The organism is Caballeronia sp. A2-2 (genome assembly GCF_057612605.2).
In genome coordinates, this window is sequence record NZ_CM172587.1 from 2,986,352 (window position 1) to 3,002,485 (window position 16,134).

The 16,134-nt window shown below is 61.5% G+C and carries 18 protein-coding genes and 2 tRNA genes; 12 read left to right on the forward strand and 8 right to left on the reverse strand.

Features of this window, described 5'->3' with window-relative positions; all coding sequences use genetic code 11:
* Window positions 1-98: 98 nt before the first annotated feature.
* From fdxA to lpxO, 4 genes are all read left to right on the forward strand, one after another.
* Entirely contained in the window at window positions 99-422 is a 324-nt protein-coding gene (fdxA, locus tag ACZCWR_RS14160; protein WP_487301363.1) for a ferredoxin FdxA, read from the forward strand.
* A gap of 114 nt (window positions 423-536) precedes the next feature.
* Window positions 537-612, forward strand: a tRNA-Asn gene (locus tag ACZCWR_RS14165).
* An 89-nt stretch (window positions 613-701) separates the two neighbouring features.
* Window positions 702-777 (forward strand) — tRNA-Asn (locus ACZCWR_RS14170).
* Between the two features lie 187 nt (window positions 778-964).
* Window positions 965-1,867: a lipid A hydroxylase LpxO gene (gene lpxO, locus ACZCWR_RS14175; RefSeq protein ID WP_487301364.1), complete on the forward strand. Its 903-nt coding sequence runs from the start codon at window positions 965-967 to the stop codon at window positions 1,865-1,867.
* On the opposite strand, the gene ACZCWR_RS14180 is transcribed toward lpxO, so the two are convergent.
* The 3 genes from ACZCWR_RS14180 to ACZCWR_RS14190 are packed head-to-tail and all read right to left on the reverse strand — an operon-like array spanning window position 1,864 to window position 4,570.
* The gene (locus ACZCWR_RS14180; protein WP_487301365.1) at window positions 1,864-2,442 is read right to left on the reverse strand and encodes a LutC/YkgG family protein; all 579 of its coding nucleotides are present in this window, start codon (window positions 2,440-2,442) and stop codon (window positions 1,864-1,866) included. The two genes, lpxO and ACZCWR_RS14180, sit on opposite strands and share 4 nt — an antisense overlap.
* Window positions 2,439-3,830 (reverse strand): lactate utilization protein B, encoded by a 1,392-nt coding sequence (locus tag ACZCWR_RS14185; protein WP_487301366.1) that lies wholly within the window; start codon window positions 3,828-3,830, stop codon window positions 2,439-2,441. Before ACZCWR_RS14185 ends, ACZCWR_RS14180 begins: the two co-directional genes overlap by 4 nt.
* Window positions 3,827-4,570, reverse strand: coding sequence for a (Fe-S)-binding protein (locus ACZCWR_RS14190; RefSeq protein WP_487301367.1), 744 nt, complete (start codon window positions 4,568-4,570; stop codon window positions 3,827-3,829). Before ACZCWR_RS14190 ends, ACZCWR_RS14185 begins: the two co-directional genes overlap by 4 nt.
* 118 nt (window positions 4,571-4,688) lie before the next feature.
* Between ACZCWR_RS14190 and ACZCWR_RS14195 the strand changes: the two genes are divergently transcribed.
* From ACZCWR_RS14195 to ACZCWR_RS14220, 6 genes are all read left to right on the forward strand, one after another.
* Window positions 4,689-5,459 (forward strand): FadR/GntR family transcriptional regulator, encoded by a 771-nt coding sequence (locus tag ACZCWR_RS14195; protein WP_487301368.1) that lies wholly within the window; start codon window positions 4,689-4,691, stop codon window positions 5,457-5,459.
* A gap of 298 nt (window positions 5,460-5,757) precedes the next feature.
* A complete protein-coding gene (locus tag ACZCWR_RS14200; protein ID WP_487301369.1) occupies window positions 5,758-6,231 on the forward strand; it encodes a CreA family protein in 474 nt (157 codons plus the stop codon).
* 63 nt (window positions 6,232-6,294) lie between these two features.
* Complete coding sequence (locus ACZCWR_RS14205; protein WP_487301370.1) at window positions 6,295-7,116, forward strand: helix-turn-helix domain-containing protein; 822 nt, start codon at window positions 6,295-6,297, stop codon at window positions 7,114-7,116.
* A gap of 979 nt (window positions 7,117-8,095) precedes the next feature.
* Entirely contained in the window at window positions 8,096-8,776 is a 681-nt protein-coding gene (locus tag ACZCWR_RS14210; RefSeq protein WP_487303331.1) for an AzlC family ABC transporter permease, read from the forward strand.
* A complete protein-coding gene (locus tag ACZCWR_RS14215) occupies window positions 8,773-9,096 on the forward strand; it encodes an AzlD domain-containing protein (protein WP_487301371.1) in 324 nt (107 codons plus the stop codon). The genes ACZCWR_RS14210 and ACZCWR_RS14215 overlap by 4 nt, the downstream gene beginning before the upstream one ends.
* A gap of 165 nt (window positions 9,097-9,261) precedes the next feature.
* Window positions 9,262-10,032 (forward strand): DUF4088 family protein, encoded by a 771-nt coding sequence (locus ACZCWR_RS14220; protein ID WP_487301372.1) that lies wholly within the window; start codon window positions 9,262-9,264, stop codon window positions 10,030-10,032.
* 9 nt (window positions 10,033-10,041) lie between these two features.
* Here the strand turns inward: ACZCWR_RS14220 and ACZCWR_RS14225 are convergent, their stop codons facing one another.
* From ACZCWR_RS14225 to ACZCWR_RS14240, 4 genes are all read right to left on the reverse strand, one after another.
* Complete coding sequence (locus tag ACZCWR_RS14225) at window positions 10,042-12,174, reverse strand: ATP-dependent helicase (protein WP_487301373.1); 2,133 nt, start codon at window positions 12,172-12,174, stop codon at window positions 10,042-10,044.
* Between the two features lie 204 nt (window positions 12,175-12,378).
* Window positions 12,379-12,705 carry a hypothetical protein gene (locus ACZCWR_RS14230; protein ID WP_487301374.1) on the reverse strand — a complete coding sequence of 109 codons (327 nt, stop codon included), beginning with the start codon at window positions 12,703-12,705 and terminating at the stop codon, window positions 12,379-12,381.
* 207 nt (window positions 12,706-12,912) lie between these two features.
* Window positions 12,913-13,152 carry a hypothetical protein gene (locus tag ACZCWR_RS14235; protein WP_487301375.1) on the reverse strand — a complete coding sequence of 80 codons (240 nt, stop codon included), beginning with the start codon at window positions 13,150-13,152 and terminating at the stop codon, window positions 12,913-12,915.
* Between the two features lie 19 nt (window positions 13,153-13,171).
* A complete protein-coding gene (locus ACZCWR_RS14240) occupies window positions 13,172-13,567 on the reverse strand; it encodes a hypothetical protein (RefSeq protein ID WP_487301376.1) in 396 nt (131 codons plus the stop codon).
* A gap of 303 nt (window positions 13,568-13,870) precedes the next feature.
* Between ACZCWR_RS14240 and ACZCWR_RS14245 the strand changes: the two genes are divergently transcribed.
* Together ACZCWR_RS14245 and ACZCWR_RS14250 are read left to right on the forward strand one after the other, a co-directional pair.
* Entirely contained in the window at window positions 13,871-14,092 is a 222-nt protein-coding gene (locus ACZCWR_RS14245; protein ID WP_487301377.1) for an RNA-binding S4 domain-containing protein, read from the forward strand.
* A gap of 117 nt (window positions 14,093-14,209) precedes the next feature.
* Window positions 14,210-15,655, forward strand: a complete 1,446-nt coding sequence (locus tag ACZCWR_RS14250) for an MATE family efflux transporter (protein WP_487301378.1) — start codon at window positions 14,210-14,212, stop codon at window positions 15,653-15,655.
* A 13-nt stretch (window positions 15,656-15,668) separates the two neighbouring features.
* Here the strand turns inward: ACZCWR_RS14250 and ACZCWR_RS14255 are convergent, their stop codons facing one another.
* Window positions 15,669-16,115 (reverse strand): DMT family transporter, encoded by a 447-nt coding sequence (locus tag ACZCWR_RS14255; RefSeq protein ID WP_487301379.1) that lies wholly within the window; start codon window positions 16,113-16,115, stop codon window positions 15,669-15,671.
* Between the last annotated feature and the right edge of the window lie 19 nt (window positions 16,116-16,134).

Sequence of the window (16,134 nt, forward strand, 5' to 3'; positions counted from 1 at the left end):
CGCGAGCCTGTTTGCGCCGAATCCCGAACCCAGGACGAACCCGGCGCCCAAGTAGCCCGCGGTCGCCGCCCCCACGAATTCCGCATGCAGGAGCCTGAATGACTCACGTTGTGACCGAAAGCTGCATCAAGTGCAAGTTCACCGATTGCGTGGACGTGTGCCCGGTGGACTGCTTCCGCGAAGGTCCCAACTTTCTCGCGATCGATCCGGACGAGTGCATCGACTGCGCCGTGTGTGTGGCCGAATGCCCGGTCAATGCGATCTACGCCGAAGAAGACGTACCCAGCGATCAGCAGCACTTCACCGAACTCAACGCCGAACTGGCGCGCGACTGGCCGAGCATCACCAAGACCAAGGCGCCGCTGCCCGACTCGGACCAGTTCAAGGACGTGACCGACAAGCTGAACTTGCTGGAACGTTGATCGTCCTGTCTTCGGACTTCGTTCGTGCTGCTGTTTAAAGCCGTATTGAATGAGGAATGAGCGTTGACAGGACATGCAACGGTCCCTATAATTCCGCTTCTCTGTTGTTGATGTTCCCCGATAGCTCAGTTGGTAGAGCGCCGGACTGTTAATCCGTAGGTCCCTGGTTCGAGCCCAGGTCGGGGAGCCAAGAACATCACTCGCTTCACCCAGGTTGCAATGAAGCCCAGTTAGTTTTTCGACTGGGCTTTTTAGTCAGCCAGTTTTCGTTGTAGATGGTCCCCGATAGCTCAGTCGGTAGAGCGCCGGACTGTTAATCCGTAGGTCCCTGGTTCGAGCCCAGGTCGGGGAGCCAAGTGCTTCTGCCAAAAAGCCCGGTCGTTCATTCGACCGGGCTTTTTGCTTTTCTGCGCGCCCGCTCGCACCATCCTTCCCCTTACGCCAGCGTTTCGCTCTGCGATCCAAGCAAGCTTATTGTGACCGTTTGTATAATTTCGAGATACGTCGACTTAGGACTCGATTAGATACGAAGGGGCATAACCATGCGCTGGGTGATTCTCTTGATCTTCATTGCGTGCGCGGCTTACACGCATTGGCGCGGCAAGGTTCGGCACGGTTTCTTTCGCCAGCTTTCCGATCATTCGACGTTCATGTCGCCGGTGAACAGTTTCGTCTATCTGTTCTCAAGCGTGCCTTCGACGCCGTATCTCAAGCCGTCGCTCTTTCCCGATCTCGCGCCGATCGAGGCGCAATGGCAGACCATCCGCGCGGAGGCGGTCGCGCTGCATGAAGCGAGCAAGATTCAGGCGGCGGGCAAGTACAACGACATCGGCTTCAACTCGTTTTTCAGGCGCGGATGGCGGCGCTTCTACCTCAAGTGGTACGACCGCCCGCATCCGTCCGCTCAGGCGATGTGCCCGCAAACGCTCGCCATTCTCCAGCGCATTCCCACCGTCAAAGCCGCGATGTTCGCGATGCTCCCACCCGGCGGCACGCTCACGCTGCATCGCGATCCATATGCGGGTTCGCTGCGCTATCACCTCGGACTGGACACGCCGAACGACGATGGCTGCGCGATCGTCGTGGATGGCGAACGCTATTCGTGGCGCGATGGCGAGTCCGTCGTGTTCGACGAAACCTATCTGCACTGGGCGGAAAACAAGACGGAGAAGGACCGCATCATTTTGTTCTGCGATATCGAGCGGCCGATGAAATATCGCTGGGCGCAGGTTGTGAATCACGCGATGGGTGTGTTTTTGATGCGCGCGGCGGCGTCGCCGAACGAAGCCGGCGACCGCACGGGCGGGTTGAATCGCGCGTTCAAGTATCTGTATCAGATCCGGCTCGTCGGCAAGCGGCTGAAGGCGTGGAACCGGACCGTGTATTACATCGTGAAATGGCTGTTGTTCGTGGGCATTGGCGTGGCGATTTTCTGGCGCTACTAAATCCACACCACGGTAAGCGAGCGCACGCCCTGCGCGCCGCGAATCAGCACGCCTTCGATATCCGCTGTCGCGGATGGCCCGGTCACGAGCGCGGCATAACGCGCGGTCTTGAAGTCGTCGCGCCGATAGACCTGCTGCAAGCCTTCGAGCAGTTGCGACGGATCGAGCAGCACGACGAGATGCTGCACGATATAGCCGATCGAGTTGACCACATACTCCTTCTCGCTGAACCACACGGAGCCGGTTTCCGCGACGCCGAAGCGCGCCCGCACCACGCCCACATCCACGTTTTCGAGCGATGCCGGCACGGTATCCGCGTTCAGTTCGCGCGTGCCGACAACACCCGGCACCGCCGATGCCACGACCGCATCCGCCCCGAACCGCGAGGCGATCAACGCGTTCACATCGCTAAGGCTCGCGGCTTCGACGCACGTGCCACCCATCGGCGTCAACGCAGCGACAAAACGCTCACGCAAATCCCCTTCCGGCGCGGGAAAAATCGGCAACTCAGGACGCGGACGCGAGTCCGGTTGCGCCGCGCGAATCTTCGATAAAAACGCTTCACGAGTCGTCATTTCGCGGGCTTCCGGTTCTTTTTGTACCACTCATGAAAAGTCTCGCCCGGCGCTTCGGGCAAATCGCGCTGACGGCCCCAAATGTTGAGCGGGTTATACAGCACGAAGTTCGGCAGCCGCTTGAGCGCGCCGCCGAGCGATGCCACCGTCGCGCGATAAAGCGTCGGACTGGCGAGCAAACGCCCCGCCATCTTCAGCACTTCCTGCTTGACGAACGGCACCTCGTGCTTTTCCGCGATCACCGCGCGCCATTTATAAATCTGCTCGTGAATATTCACCTTCACCGGGCAAACGTTCGTACAACTGCCATTCAACGTCGATGCAAACGGCAAGCTGCTATAGCGCTTCAGATCGTAAGTCGGATTGATGATCGCGCCGATCGGCCCCGAATACGTGCCGCCATACGACAACCCTCCGCTGCGCCGATAGACAGGACACGTATTCATGCACGCGCCACAGCGAATGCACTTGAGCGAGAACCAGAAATCCTCCATCGCGAGCCGCTCGGAGCGCCCGTTATCGACGAGGATAAAGTGCATCTCCGTGCCCGGCCTCGGCGCGCGAAAGTGCGACGTGTATTGCGTGATCGGCGAACCAAGCGCACTGCGCGAGAGCATCCGCACGAACACGCCGAGATCGGCAATCGACGGAATCAACTTCTCGATGCCAATCGACGCGATATGCAGCGGCGGCACGTTCGCCGACAAATCCGCGTTGCCCTCGTTCGTGCAGACGACCACCGTGCCCGTTTCCGCCACCGCGAAATTGCAGCCCGTCATGCCCGCCGTTTTCTCGCGCACGAAGTACGGCCGCGTGTTCATGCGCTGGCTTTCCGCGAGATAGTGAATGTCACTGTTCTTCGGATCTGTGCCGATGGTCTTGCCGAACAGTTCGGCCACATCCGCGCGCAACTTGTGAACAGCGGGCACCACCATATGGCTCGGGTCCTGATGATCGAGCTGTTGAATGCGCTCGCCCAGATCGGTTTCCATCACGGTGATGCCGCGCGGCTCCAGATAGTCGCGCATATAGCATTCGTCAGTGAGCATCGACTTGCTCTTGACGAGCGATGTCATGCCGCGCTCGCTCATCAACTTGTGGACGAGCGCGTTATGTTCCTCCGCATCCGCCGCGAAATGCACGACCACGCCGTTCTTCTCGGCCTGATCCGCGAACTGCGCGAGATACTCCGCGAGATTGGACAGCGTGTGTTCCTTGATGCGCGAGGCCAACTCACGCATCGTCTCCCATTCGGGGATGCTTTGCGCCTGCGCATCGCGCTTGCTGCGCAAATCCCAGAGACGCTTGTCGTGGAACGCGACGTGATCGGGCTTTTGCAGGAATGCGCCCGCTGCCTTGGCGTGATCGATTCGAACGGTCTTGCTCATGCGCGCGCTCCGTTGAGAACCTGCGCGATATGGATGAACTTGGCATCGAGCTTCAGGCGCTCGGCGCAGCCTTGCTGATGCATGAGGCACGACATATCGCCCGACACGATGTACTGCGCGCCCGCGCCGACATGATCGCGCACCTTGTCTTGACCCATGCGCACCGACACTGCTTCTTCCGTGACGCTGAACGTGCCGCCAAAACCGCAACATTCATCGGGCCGCTCGGGCGTCACAAACTCGATGCCCTTCACGCCTTCCAACAACGCACGCGGCTTGGAAAAGCGCGCGCCCGCCACTTCCGAATTCGATGTCTCCCGCAGATGCCTGACCGCGCTGCAACTGTTATGCAATCCCACACGATGCGGAAATTCAGCCCAGGGAAAATCGCGCACCTTCAACACGTCATGCAGAAATTCGACGAGTTCATACGTGTTCCGCCGGACTTTCTGCACTGCACTCGTCTGCTCGATGGCCGTGAAATGTTCCCGCACATGATGCGTGCAACTCGCCGATGGCCCGACGATGTAATCGTAATCCGCGAAGTTGCGCGCAAATACGCGTTCAGCGCCGGCCGCTTCCTTGTGCGCGCCGCTGTTGCCCATCGGCTGGCCGCAACAGGTTTGATCTTGCGGGTAATCCACGTCCAGCCCGAGGCGTTCGAGCAATTCGAGCGTGGCGATGCCGATCTGTGGATAGAACGCATCGATGAAACAGGGAACGAAAAGGGCGACTTTCATAGGGGCATGGGGATCGCGGGGAGCGGACGCTTTTGGTAAGCTTGGTCTGACCAAGACTGTAACGAGCCTGCGAGATCGTGTCAAACTACGTCGAACCGATGTTATCCAGCCGTTAAAAATGACTTTTCAGCCCGTCCATCCTCACGCTTATGCGCGCGTTCGTTTGTCCGATGTCGTCTCGGGTCAGATTCGCGAGTTGATTTCCGACGGCAGTTTGCTGCCCGGCCAGCGCCTGCCCGCCGAGCGCGATCTGGCCGAGCAACTGAACGTCTCGCGTCCGTCGCTGCGCGAGGCGTTGATTCGGCTGGAGTCAGACGGATTCATTCGCGCGGCGGGGCGCGGGGGTTTCGTCGTGTCGGATGTGACTGCGCCGCTCGTTTCGCGTCCGCTCGCCGCTTTGCTCGAACAACAGCCCGATGCAAGCGCCGATGTCCTCGAACTGCGCCACGGTCTCGAAACGCTCGCGACCGCTTACGCCGCCGAGCGCGCGACGCCAAGCGATCTCGCGCGCATCGCGGCGGCGTTCGAGGCGTTGGAACTGGCGGTCAGACAGAAGAACGCGCGCATCGCGGAGAAGGACGCGGCATTCCATCTCGCCATCGCGGATGCGACGCACAATGTCGCGCTCACGCATGTCATGCATGGCCTGAACGAACTGGTGCGCGAATCCATGCTGACATCGCACCGTCTGGTCGATTACGACGATGAAGTGGAATCGAAGCTCCTCGCGCAGCATCGCGCGATCTTCGAAGCGATCGTTGCGCGCGATGCCCCCCGCGCCCGCGAATGCGCCGGTGCGCATCTCGACTACGTTCGAACGCTTTACCACGACCGTCCCGCGAAATCGAAAAAGCCGCGCGAAACGCTGCTCTCCACGTCTATCAAATGATGAAAGCGTAACGCGCTCGTAATGACGGATAGGACGACGCCTACACGAGTTTCGGACACCCACGGCTAACGACCCGCTTTCGTTTTCGCGATACTGGAACCGTCGAAAACAAACACGGATTGGAGGGTGACATGCCTTATCTTCTCGGATGGTTGCTGGGTGTGCCGGTTGTCGTGCTCGTGATTCTGTATCTGATTTTTCATTGAGCCACGCGGGCGGTATCGTGCTTATCGGATCATCGAAGGGCGTCGTTACAATACGACGCCCTTTCTCTTTTTGGCTGATCCAAAGGATTCCGATGAAACGCGCCCTCACTCTCACCGCGACCGTCGCGATGCTCACCGGCGCCGCGTGCGCGCAGGCCGAGGAAATTGCCAGCGTCAACACCAACTTCCGCTTCACCGGCTCCGATCGCGTGACGGTCGAGGCGTATGACGATCCGCTGGTGCAAGGCGTCACCTGCTATGTCTCGCGGGCGCGCACGGGCGGCGTGAAGGGGACACTTGGCATCGCCGAAGATCCGAGCGAGGCCTCGATTGCCTGCCGTCAGGTCGCGCCGATCAAAATCACGCAGCCGCTCAAGCAAAAGACCGATGTGTTCTCCGCGGGCATGTCGTTCATCTTCAAGACGCTGCATGTGGTGCGCGTGGTCGATGCCAAGCGCAACACGCTCGTGTATCTCACGTATAGCGACCGCATCGCGACCGGCAGCCCGAAAAACAGCGTCACCGCCGTGCCGATGCCCGAAGGCACGACCATCCCCGTCAAATAAGCCGCGCGAAAGTTGTAGACTGGTCGATCCACCGTTCCCGGTCTTGATCTTAAGCACACGCAAATGAACGCCGCTCGTTTTCGCAACGCAGCCCGGTACTGGCGCTCGCCGCTCGTGCCGGATGCGGACATGGTTACCGCCGAGTATTACGACCACGAATTCACGCCGCACTGGCATGACGCGTACACCGTTCCCGTGATCGAGGCGGGCGCGGAATGTTATGACTATCGCGGCGCGCATCATGTGGCGGAGGCGGGTTCGGTGCCGGTCATCAATCCGGGTGAATTGCATACGGGCGCGCGGGCGGTGGAATCCGGCTGGCGTTATCGCGTGTTCTATCTGCCGGTGCCGTTCGTCGAGGAACTCGCGCGCGATGTGTTCGGGGCGAATGCGGCATCGCCGTGGTTTCCCGTGGGCATCATTCATGACGATGACCTCGCGGGACGGTTGTTGCATGCGCATCGTGTGCTTGAGGCGCGGGCTGATCCTCTTAACGCTGAAATCGCGCTTGTCGATGCGGTCACCACTTTGATTGCGCGTCATGCGTCGGAGCGGACTTCAGGCATTGCGCTGGCGACGGATGCGCGGCGCGTTGAAATCATGAAGTCGCGTCTTGCTGATGATCTTCCTACGGCGCTTACGCTCACGGAACTTGCTGAGACCGTCGGCCTTTCCACTTTTCATGCTGCGCGGTTGTTCACGCGCGAAACTGGACTCGCGCCGCATGCGTGGCGCAATCAACTGCGTATCGTGCGGGCGTTGCCTGCTTTGCGCGCAGGCGTGTCTGTTACCGATGTCGCGGCGGCGAGCGGCTTTACTGATCAGAGCCATTTCACGCGTCATTTCAAGCGGGTGTTTGGTGTGCCGCCGGGGCGGTGGCGGTGATCCTTTTGATTTGACCTGACGGACGATGTTCGTTTAGCTCTTGTTGTTCCTTCGCGCAAAGGGCTGCTGTTGGTTGTGTCTTTATTGCAGTAGCCGCCTCCCCGGCGGGGGGGTAACTTTCTTTGCTGCTGCAAAGAAAGTCACCAAAGAAAGCAGCTTTTTACCCCATGCTCGCTGGCTGGAAAGTGTTGGTCTGGATTAACGGACACAGTGGCCGCAATAGGACTTGCCACGCATATCGAGTCGCTTAGGCAACCTAGCGATCACGCGCTCGAAAAATCAACGCTCAGTGGACCGCATTCATACTTTCGGCCATGCGCTACGCGCGCCGAGAGCTTTAGAACGGAATCCCGCAGCGTATCAGCGCCCAGCTACATCACACCGCGCCGCACCTCTCCCATTGGGCCCAACCTTAGTAAGCGCTTCTGAGCAAAGCGCACACGCCAACGCAAGTCACCTTTTAGTCGGAGCACTAACCAAGGTACGGCCGAATAGCAATCTTGCGGGAAAGTGTGAGGTGGCTGGGCGCTGATACGCTGCGGGATTCCGTTCTTACTGTCTCGGCGCGCGCAGCGCATGGCCGAAAGAATGAGCGCGAGCCACTAAACGTTGATTCTTCGAACGGGAAATCGCGAGGTTGCCTAAGCGGTTTGTCATGCGTGGAAAGTCCTATTGCGGCCACTGTATGGTTAAACCAGACCACCCTTTCCAGCCAGCGAGCATGGGGGTAAAAGCTGCTTTCTTTGGTGACTTTCTTTGCAGCAGCAAAGAAAGTTACCCCCCCGCCGGGGAGGCGGCTACTGAAAAAGCAGCACAAACAGAAGCAGCCCCTTGCACGACATATAAAACATCAAAACCCCACCGCAAGAACGTACAAGCGAAACAACCAAAACCTCATTTATCCTCCACCCAAAAGGAGGACATTTTGAACAACCAAGACTGGCGAGAACTCGCCGCCGGCTCCCGCGACACCATCCCGATGATGGTCGGTGCCGCGCCTTTCGGCGTCATCTTCGGCACACTCGTCACCGCCAGCCCGCTCACGCTCTGGCACGGCCAACTCATGTCGCTCGCGGTCTTCGCAGGCTCCGCACAATTCATCGCAGTCGGATTGATCGCGGGACACGCGAGCTTCGCCGTGATCTGGGCGACGACCTTCGTCGTGAACCTGCGCCACATTCTGTATTCGGCGACGCTCGCGCCCTACGTCGCGCATCTGCCCGCGCGCTGGCGCTGGGCGCTCGCGGGACTGCTGACGGACGAAGTCTTCGCCGTCGCCTATGCGCATTATCAAAAGCGCCCGGCAGGCGAAATCGGCCCGCACTACTTCTTCGGCTCGGGTCTGTCGATGTACCTCAACTGGCAAGCGTGGACGCTGCTCGGCCTGCTGTTCGGCGCAGCGTTTCCCGGCCTCAAGTCGCTCGGGCTCGACTTCGCGATGGTCGCCACGTTCATCGCGATCATCCTGCCGCAGCTCGTGGCCGTGCGCTTCGTCGCGGCGGTGCTGGCCTCGGGCGTGCTCTCGTTCGCGTGGCAAGGCTGGCCGTACAAGCTCGGTTTGCTCGCGGCGGTGATCGCGGGCGTGCTGACCGGCATGCTGCTGACGATGCTGGCATCGAATGATCAGGCCAACGGCAAGACAAACGAGCGCACGCAATGAACTATGTGATCCTGATCCTCGGCATGGCGATGCTCACGTTTCAGATCCGCGCGGCCGTCTTCGTGCTGGGTGAACGGCTCACGTTTTCGCCCTTGGTGCGCAATGCGTTGTCATTCGTGCCGGTGACGGTGCTGACCGCCATCATCGTGCCGATGACGGTCTCGCCGCACGGCCAGAACGCGGAGATCACGTGGCGCAATCCGCAACTGATCGGCGCGCTCGCGGCGCTTGCCGTGTGCATCGTCACGAAGCGTCCGCTGCTTACCATCGCGGTGTCGCTCGCGGTCTTTTTCGTGTGGCAGTTCGTCGTTTTGCGATGATGTTTCTGCCCGCCGGCCGAACGTTTATGCACGGCAAACACGTCCCTTTCATGTTCCCCTCAAGTTCCCCCGCCGCGCGCCGATATCAGTAACGAACGGACTCCGCCAAGAGAGCGGCGCCGAGCAACCCGCGCACGGCCGTCGGACGCGGAAACGGGAACTCATATGCGTCAAATCACCCTTACGTTTCGCGAAGAAACCCTCTCTTCGCTGAATCGCGATTTCGAGTCGTTCTTGCGGCTATCGCTCAAGCTCGACCCGCAATTCGTCACACCGTCGTTCGAGGATTTTCTCAGGGCCAAGTTGCTCGACAACGCCATGCCGCTCACCGAGCAGGCAGTGCAGCGCATGCTCACGCACGGTCAATATGCATGGGCCAAGCGCGCGCTCGACAAGGAATTTCCGGAGGTCGTGGAGATTCTGATTCGTCACGCGGCGGAACATGGCTTCGCGGTCGCGGTGCGTTCGGAATGGACCGCCGAGGATCTCGTCAACGCGTCGCGCGCGTGGGCGACGGCCATCGTCACCGAAGCCAAGGGCGATGAATCGCAGATCGACCGGCTCGCCACGCAGATCAAGTCGTCCGCCGAAGATATCCGCGATGTCGAAGCGAAGATGCACACGCCATCGTGGCGTCTGGCGGAATCGCTGCGTCAGCGCGTGTACGACACGAAGATCGCGGTGGAAAACAGCGTGGGTTCGAACGCGCGCGAGAAGCTCGGCGAGTTGCGTTGTTTGCTGCGGCTGGGCATCTACTATGGGTCGATTCAAAAGCAGGAAGCGCAGCAAGTGCTCGAATACATGCGCTCGATTCGCCCGGAGTTGTTCGTCGATGAACCGTACGACGGCTTCACGCGTTTCGCCGCCTGGCTGCGCAACATCTTCACGCCCGCGCCCAAGCTGCAACGGACGACGGCGCGCGCGCAGCAACGCTGAACGCCAGCGCTACTCCCACATCCCCTTGAGCCGCGCCGCGATGTCGATCTTCGCCTTCGCCGCCGCGGCCAGCCCCGCCGCCGTCGGCGCGACGGGCGCGATCACCGGCGGCCACGCGGCCGCTTCGAACTTGTCCATCAAGCCTTGCGGAATGAAGCGCGTGCGCTGCGCCCAGACGTGCCGGTCGCCGAGATGCGTCTGGTTGTGCACGTAGAAGCGCTGCGGCGTGATGACGTGCAGGTCTTCCTTCGCGCGCGTCATCGCGACATATAAAAGCCGCCGTTCCTCGTCGATTTCTTCATCGCTGCCGGTGCCGAGATCGGACGGAATGCAGCCATCCACGCCATTGAGCACGAACACGTTGTGCCATTCCTGACCCTTCGCCGAATGGATGGTCGAGAGAATCAGATAATCCTCGTCGATGAGCGGCACGCCGGATTCGTCGCTGGTCGCATCGGGCGGATCGAGCGTGAGTTCGGTGAGAAAGCGCTCGCGCGTCGGATACGTGGACGCGATGCTCTCCATCTGCAAGACATCGCCGATACGGATGGCCGCATCTTCATGATTGCGTTCGAGATGCGGCTCGTACCAGCGGCGGATCATCTCGAACTCGGCGGGCCAGCCGGTTTCGCGTCCGCAGAGTTTTGCCATGAGTCCGACGAAGCGCGGCCAGTCCTCGCTGGCTTTCGCGGGCGCATGGAACGCCGCAATCGCGCCCGATGCAACCGCGTCCGGCGCGCTCACGCTATCGAGCAAACGCCCGGCAATCGCAGGCCCGATGCCCGGCAGCAGTTGCGCGACGCGAAAACCCGCCACGCGATCGCGCGGATTTTCCGCCCAGCGCAGCACGGCAAGCACGTCTTTCACGTGCACGGAATCGAGGAACTTGAGGCCGCCGAACTTCACGAACGGAATGTTCTTGCGCGTGAGTTCGATTTCGAGCGTCGCGCTGTGATGCGCCGCGCGGAATAACACCGCCTGCGCCTTCAGCTTCATGCCCGCCTCGCGCGCTTCCAATACTTTCTCGACGACATAGCGCGCCTGATCCGCTTCATCGGCGACGGACACCACGCGCGGCTTTTGCGCCGATGCCTTGTCGGTCCAGAGATTCTTCGTGTAACGCTCGGCGGCGAGATCGATCACCGCGTTCGAGGCTTCGAGGATCGGTTGCGTCGAACGATAGTTGCGATCGAGCGTGACGGTCGCGGCGGGCGGGTCGAAGTGCTGCGGGAAATCGAGGATATTGCGCACCGTCGCGCCGCGAAACGAATAGATGGACTGGGCATCGTCGCCGACGACGGTGAGGCCGCGCCCGTCGGGTTTCATCGCGAGCAGGATGGTGGCTTGCAGGCGGTTGGTGTCCTGATACTCGTCGACGAGCACGTGATCGAAGCGGCTGGACAAGTCGGCGGCGACGCTCGGCTCCATCGCGAGATGCGACCAGTAAAGCAGCAGGTCGTCGTAATCGAGCACGCTTTGGGTTTGCTTCGCGTGGACGTAGGCGGCGAACAGACGCTTGAGATCGGCTTCCCACTCGCGGCACCACGGGAACGACTGATCGAGCACGGTGGCGAGCGACACGCCCGTGTTCACCACGCGCGAGTAGATGGCGAAGCACGTGGACTTGGCGGGAAAACGCTTCTCTTTCGATGACAGCCCGAGTTCGTGCCGCACGAGATTCATCAGATCGGCGGAATCCTCGCGGTCGTTGATGGTGAACGACGGCGCAAGCCCGACGAGATCCGCGTAATCGCGCAACAGCCGCGCGCCGATGCCGTGAAACGTGCCCGACCACGTCAAGCCTTGCGCGATGGCGCTTCTGCTCCCAAGCGCAGCGGTCGCAATACGCGTCACGCGCCGCGTCATTTCCTGCGCCGCGCGCCGCGAGAATGTCAGCAGCAAAATCCGATGCGGGTCCGCGCCCTTCACCAGCAGATGCGCCACGCGATGCGCAAGCGTATTGGTCTTGCCCGATCCCGCCCCCGCGATCACGAGCAGCGGCCCGCCGCAGTGCCCCGGTTCATCGATGCCGAATTCCACGGCGCGGCGCTGCGCGTCATTGAGCTTCGCAAGATAGGCCGCAGCGGCCTGATCGTTTTTCGCGCAGACGGGTTCGGCGTCGGTTTCGGGGAGCGTGGACACAGGCAAGATTTGTGACGAATTGGCGTGCCAAGCACTGTATATCCATACAAGCCTCACCCGCAAGTTCTTGCCCGCGGTCAGGTTTTGTCGACCGCGCATATGACCAATTTACAAAGCCGCTGAAAACGGGCGCAAAAAAACCGCTGCCTGAGAAGACAGCGGTTCTGGCGAGCCCTCGAGGCCGGAAACCCGGCCTTTACACCGTTACTGCGCAGCAGGCGACTTCACGCTCGGCGTAGCCAGCGTGTTGTTCGTGGCGGCAGGCGGCGTCGAATTGGCAGGCTGGGCATTGCCGCTCGGCAGGCCCGAATTCGGCGCTGCGCGGCCCATGCCGCTGTCCGAATTGGTCATGCCCGGCGTGCCGTAGCCGCCCGACACGCCGTTCAATTGATTCGACGGACTGGCCGTGCTGCCGCCCGCACCGCCTGCGCCGCCCGCGCCACCTGCACCGCCGGCCGCCTGTGCGAACGCGCCGCCCGACAGCGTGAGTGCGGCCACCGCCGCGATCAATGTGCTGAGTGTCTTGCTCATGATCTATGTCTCCTTGATCGGATTGAATGACGGACGCAGACGATTGCCGTCTGCACGGTAAGCACTTCAGCAATGCGCGTGCCGCGTCTCCTTTGCATCGAACTCCGCCGATCCGCGCCTTATTCCTTGCTTACGATGAAAAGCGGCCTCATCGCCCGTCCGGACGATGAGGCCGCGTGGCCCCGCCGCAATGCTCAGCAGCCGCGTTTAATCCGCGCTCTTTGCGTTCTTGACCTTGGCGTCGGCGGCGGCTTCGTCCGCTTTCGACTGTGCCTCGGTCTTTTGCTTGTCGGCCTTCGCCTGTGCAACGGCGGCCTTTTTATCGGCCTTCGTCTGTTCCTTCGATGCCTTTTGATCGGCGGATGTCTGCGCGAGCGTTGCCATGCTGGCGCTACTCAGCGCACCCGCAACGAGCGTGGCCAGCAAAATGGAATTGCGTCGGATCATGATGTTCTCCCCTTACGTTTTAATGAGCCTCGCCCGAATCCTTCGGCGCCTGTCCATCCACGGCTTCGTTGAGTTGCGCCTTGGCGGCATCCTTGTCCGCCTTGCGGTTGATCTTCGCGTTCTTTACTTGCTCCTTGTACTCAGCCTTGGCCTGCTGATTGTTGGCCTTCAGCTCCGCCTTTGAAGCCTTTTTCGATGCGCTGTATTCCGCGTTTGCCTGCGCGTTGGCATTGCGCTTCTGCACGAGCGGATCAGTCGGCGCGGGCGCGACGAGATTCTGCGGCGCGGGCGTCGCGGGTTGTGCCTGCATCAACTGAGCGGGGTCGGCGGCGGGTTGCGCCGTCTGGGCGTAAGCGCTGCCAGCAGTCAGCGTGGCGATGGCGGTGCCGATCATCAGGATTCGAGCGCGAGTCATGAGCGATTCCTCTCTTAATGAACGCCGGCGAACGGTGCTCGTCGAAAACGAGGTGCGCTGCACGGCTTTATCGATTGAAGGTTTGACGTCGATCGAAGCTGCATCGATCAAAACGTCTGACCGGATCGCGCGAAAGCAAGTTCGCCGGAATCAGTCATTGTTACCCGTGGTTTCACTTGGCTACAATTTGAAGATTCCCTCGCGCGATGCGGTCCGCTTGCACCAGCAGGACGCGTGCCATCGAACGATGGTGCTTTATGATGGCGGGCCTCGTTCAACCGCTTCTTTACGTTTCGACTTGCCATGCCGCCACTTCAATTCACGCTTACCGGCGACTACGTCGAACTGCATAACCTGCTCAAGCTCATGGGCCTCGCGGACAGCGGCGGCTCGGCGAAAGCGCGCGTCGCCATGGGCGATGTCATCGTCGATGGTCAAGTGGAACTGCGCAAGACCGCAAAGATTCGCGCGGGTCAGGTTGTCAAACTCGACGGGCAGACTATCCGCGTGCGGGCGGCGGAATAGCCGTCATCGGCTGCGCGGCATCGACATGCCTCGCGCGAACCAATAAGCTAGATACCTTTCTGCAGGATTTCTGCGCGGGAACGTAGCGCAGCGTTCCATCCCGTTTCGGCTTCGATCATGCAATCGCCCCTTTCGCGCATCACGCGCGCTCGTCAAACTCCGCCGTCGTTGTCGCGCCATGCCGCCGACACCGCGCGGCTCGCCGCCCCGCTCGCCATCGCGCAACTCTCGCAGATGGCGATGGGCGTGACCGACACCATCCTGCTCGGTTCGCTCGGCCCCGATTCGCTCGCGGCGGGCGGTCTCGGCGCGAATCTGTTTTTCGTCGTGGTGACGCTGTTGCAGGGCGTGCTGACTTCCGTGAGCGTGTCCGTCGCGCATGCGCGCGGCGCGAACGATGAAGAACGCGTGCCGCACATCTACTGGACCGGGCTGCTGCTGTCGGTGTTGCTCGCCGTGCCCGCGTTCGTATTGCTGAGTTATGCCGAGGAAATTCTCAGCGCGTTCCACGAGCCCGCGCTGCTGGCGAAGAACGTCGGCGAATACTGCGCGGTCCTGCGCTGGGGCACGCCCGGCAGCCTGATCGGCGTTGGCATGATGCGCGCGTTCCTGCCCGCCATCGGCGCGGCGCGACGGCTCTTGTGGGTGTCGATCGGCGGCGTGTTCATCAATGCGTTCCTCAACTACGGGCTGATTCACGGCGCGTACGGCCTGCCGCGCGAAGGCTTTCTCGGCTCGGCCATGGCGACGTGCATCACCGTGTGGCTCACGGCGCTTGCCCTCGTCGCGATCCTGCATTTGCGGCCGCGTTACCGGCATTTCGTCGTGCGGGCGCGTCCGCATTGGCCGTTGATGGGCGAACTGTTCGGCATCGGCTGGCCGGTGGCGATCACGTACGGCGTCGAATCCATGCTCTTTCTCGCGACGGGATTGATGGTCGGACTGCTCGGCGAAGCCCCGCTCGCGGCGCATCAGATCGCGTTGAACGTGGCGTCGGTGGCGTTCATGGTGCCGTTGGCCATCGGTCAGGCAGCGAACGTGCGGGTCGGGTTCTGGGTCGGCGCGGGCGTGCCGGTCGCGGCGCGCCATGCGGGGTTCGTCGCGCTGGCGCTGGGCGTCGGCTTCATGATGTGCTCGGGGCTCGTGCTGATTACGGTGCCGCACGCCATCGTCGGGCTCTATCTGCATCTGGACGATCCCGCCAACGCGCACACCGTGTCGCTCGCGGCGTCATTGCTTGGCGTGGCGGCGGTGTTTCAGATCGTCGATGGCATGCAGACGGTCGGCTCGGGCTGCCTGCGCGGCCTGAAAGACACGCGCGTGCCGATGCTCGCCGCCGCGTTCGGCTACTGGGGCGTCGGCTTCCCGGTGGGCTACGTGCTCGCGTTCCACTTCGAACTGGGCGCGCGCGGCCTGTGGTGGGGGCTCGCGGCGGGGCTGGCGAGCGTCGCCGTGCTGATGACGCTGCGGTTCCATCGCATCAGCCAGCGGTTCGTGCTGGCGGGCGAGCGCGCGACGGCGGATGACGGCGGCAAGGTCGCGGCATCGCGCGGAACGGTTTGACGGGCGGCGGCGTTCAGAAGCGCATGACGAGCGCGACGCCGCCGACCATCAGCAAAGTGCCAAGCAAGCGCAGCCACGTGATGGGATGTTCCGCCACGCCGATCAAACCGAAATGATCGATGGCGACCGAAGCCACGAGATTCGCGCAGATGGTCAGCCCGTTGAGCGTGCCGACGCCCACCTTCTCCACCAGCGTCAACCCGGCGAACACCGCCACCGCACCGACGATGCCGCCCAGCGGCGCCCACCATTTCATGTTGCGCAAGTCGTCGAGCGTGGGGAGCGGCATCGGCTGAACGAAGAACAGCGCGACGGCGAGAAACGTCACGAGCAGGAACGAGACGCCCGAGGCCAGCCACGGATTGACCAGCGCGCCCTTGAGCTGACCGTTGATCGGCGCACCCGCCGCCTGCAAAATCCCGCCGATGATGATGAACGGATAGATCCACGCCTGATTCATCGTTGTTCTCCGAATGTTG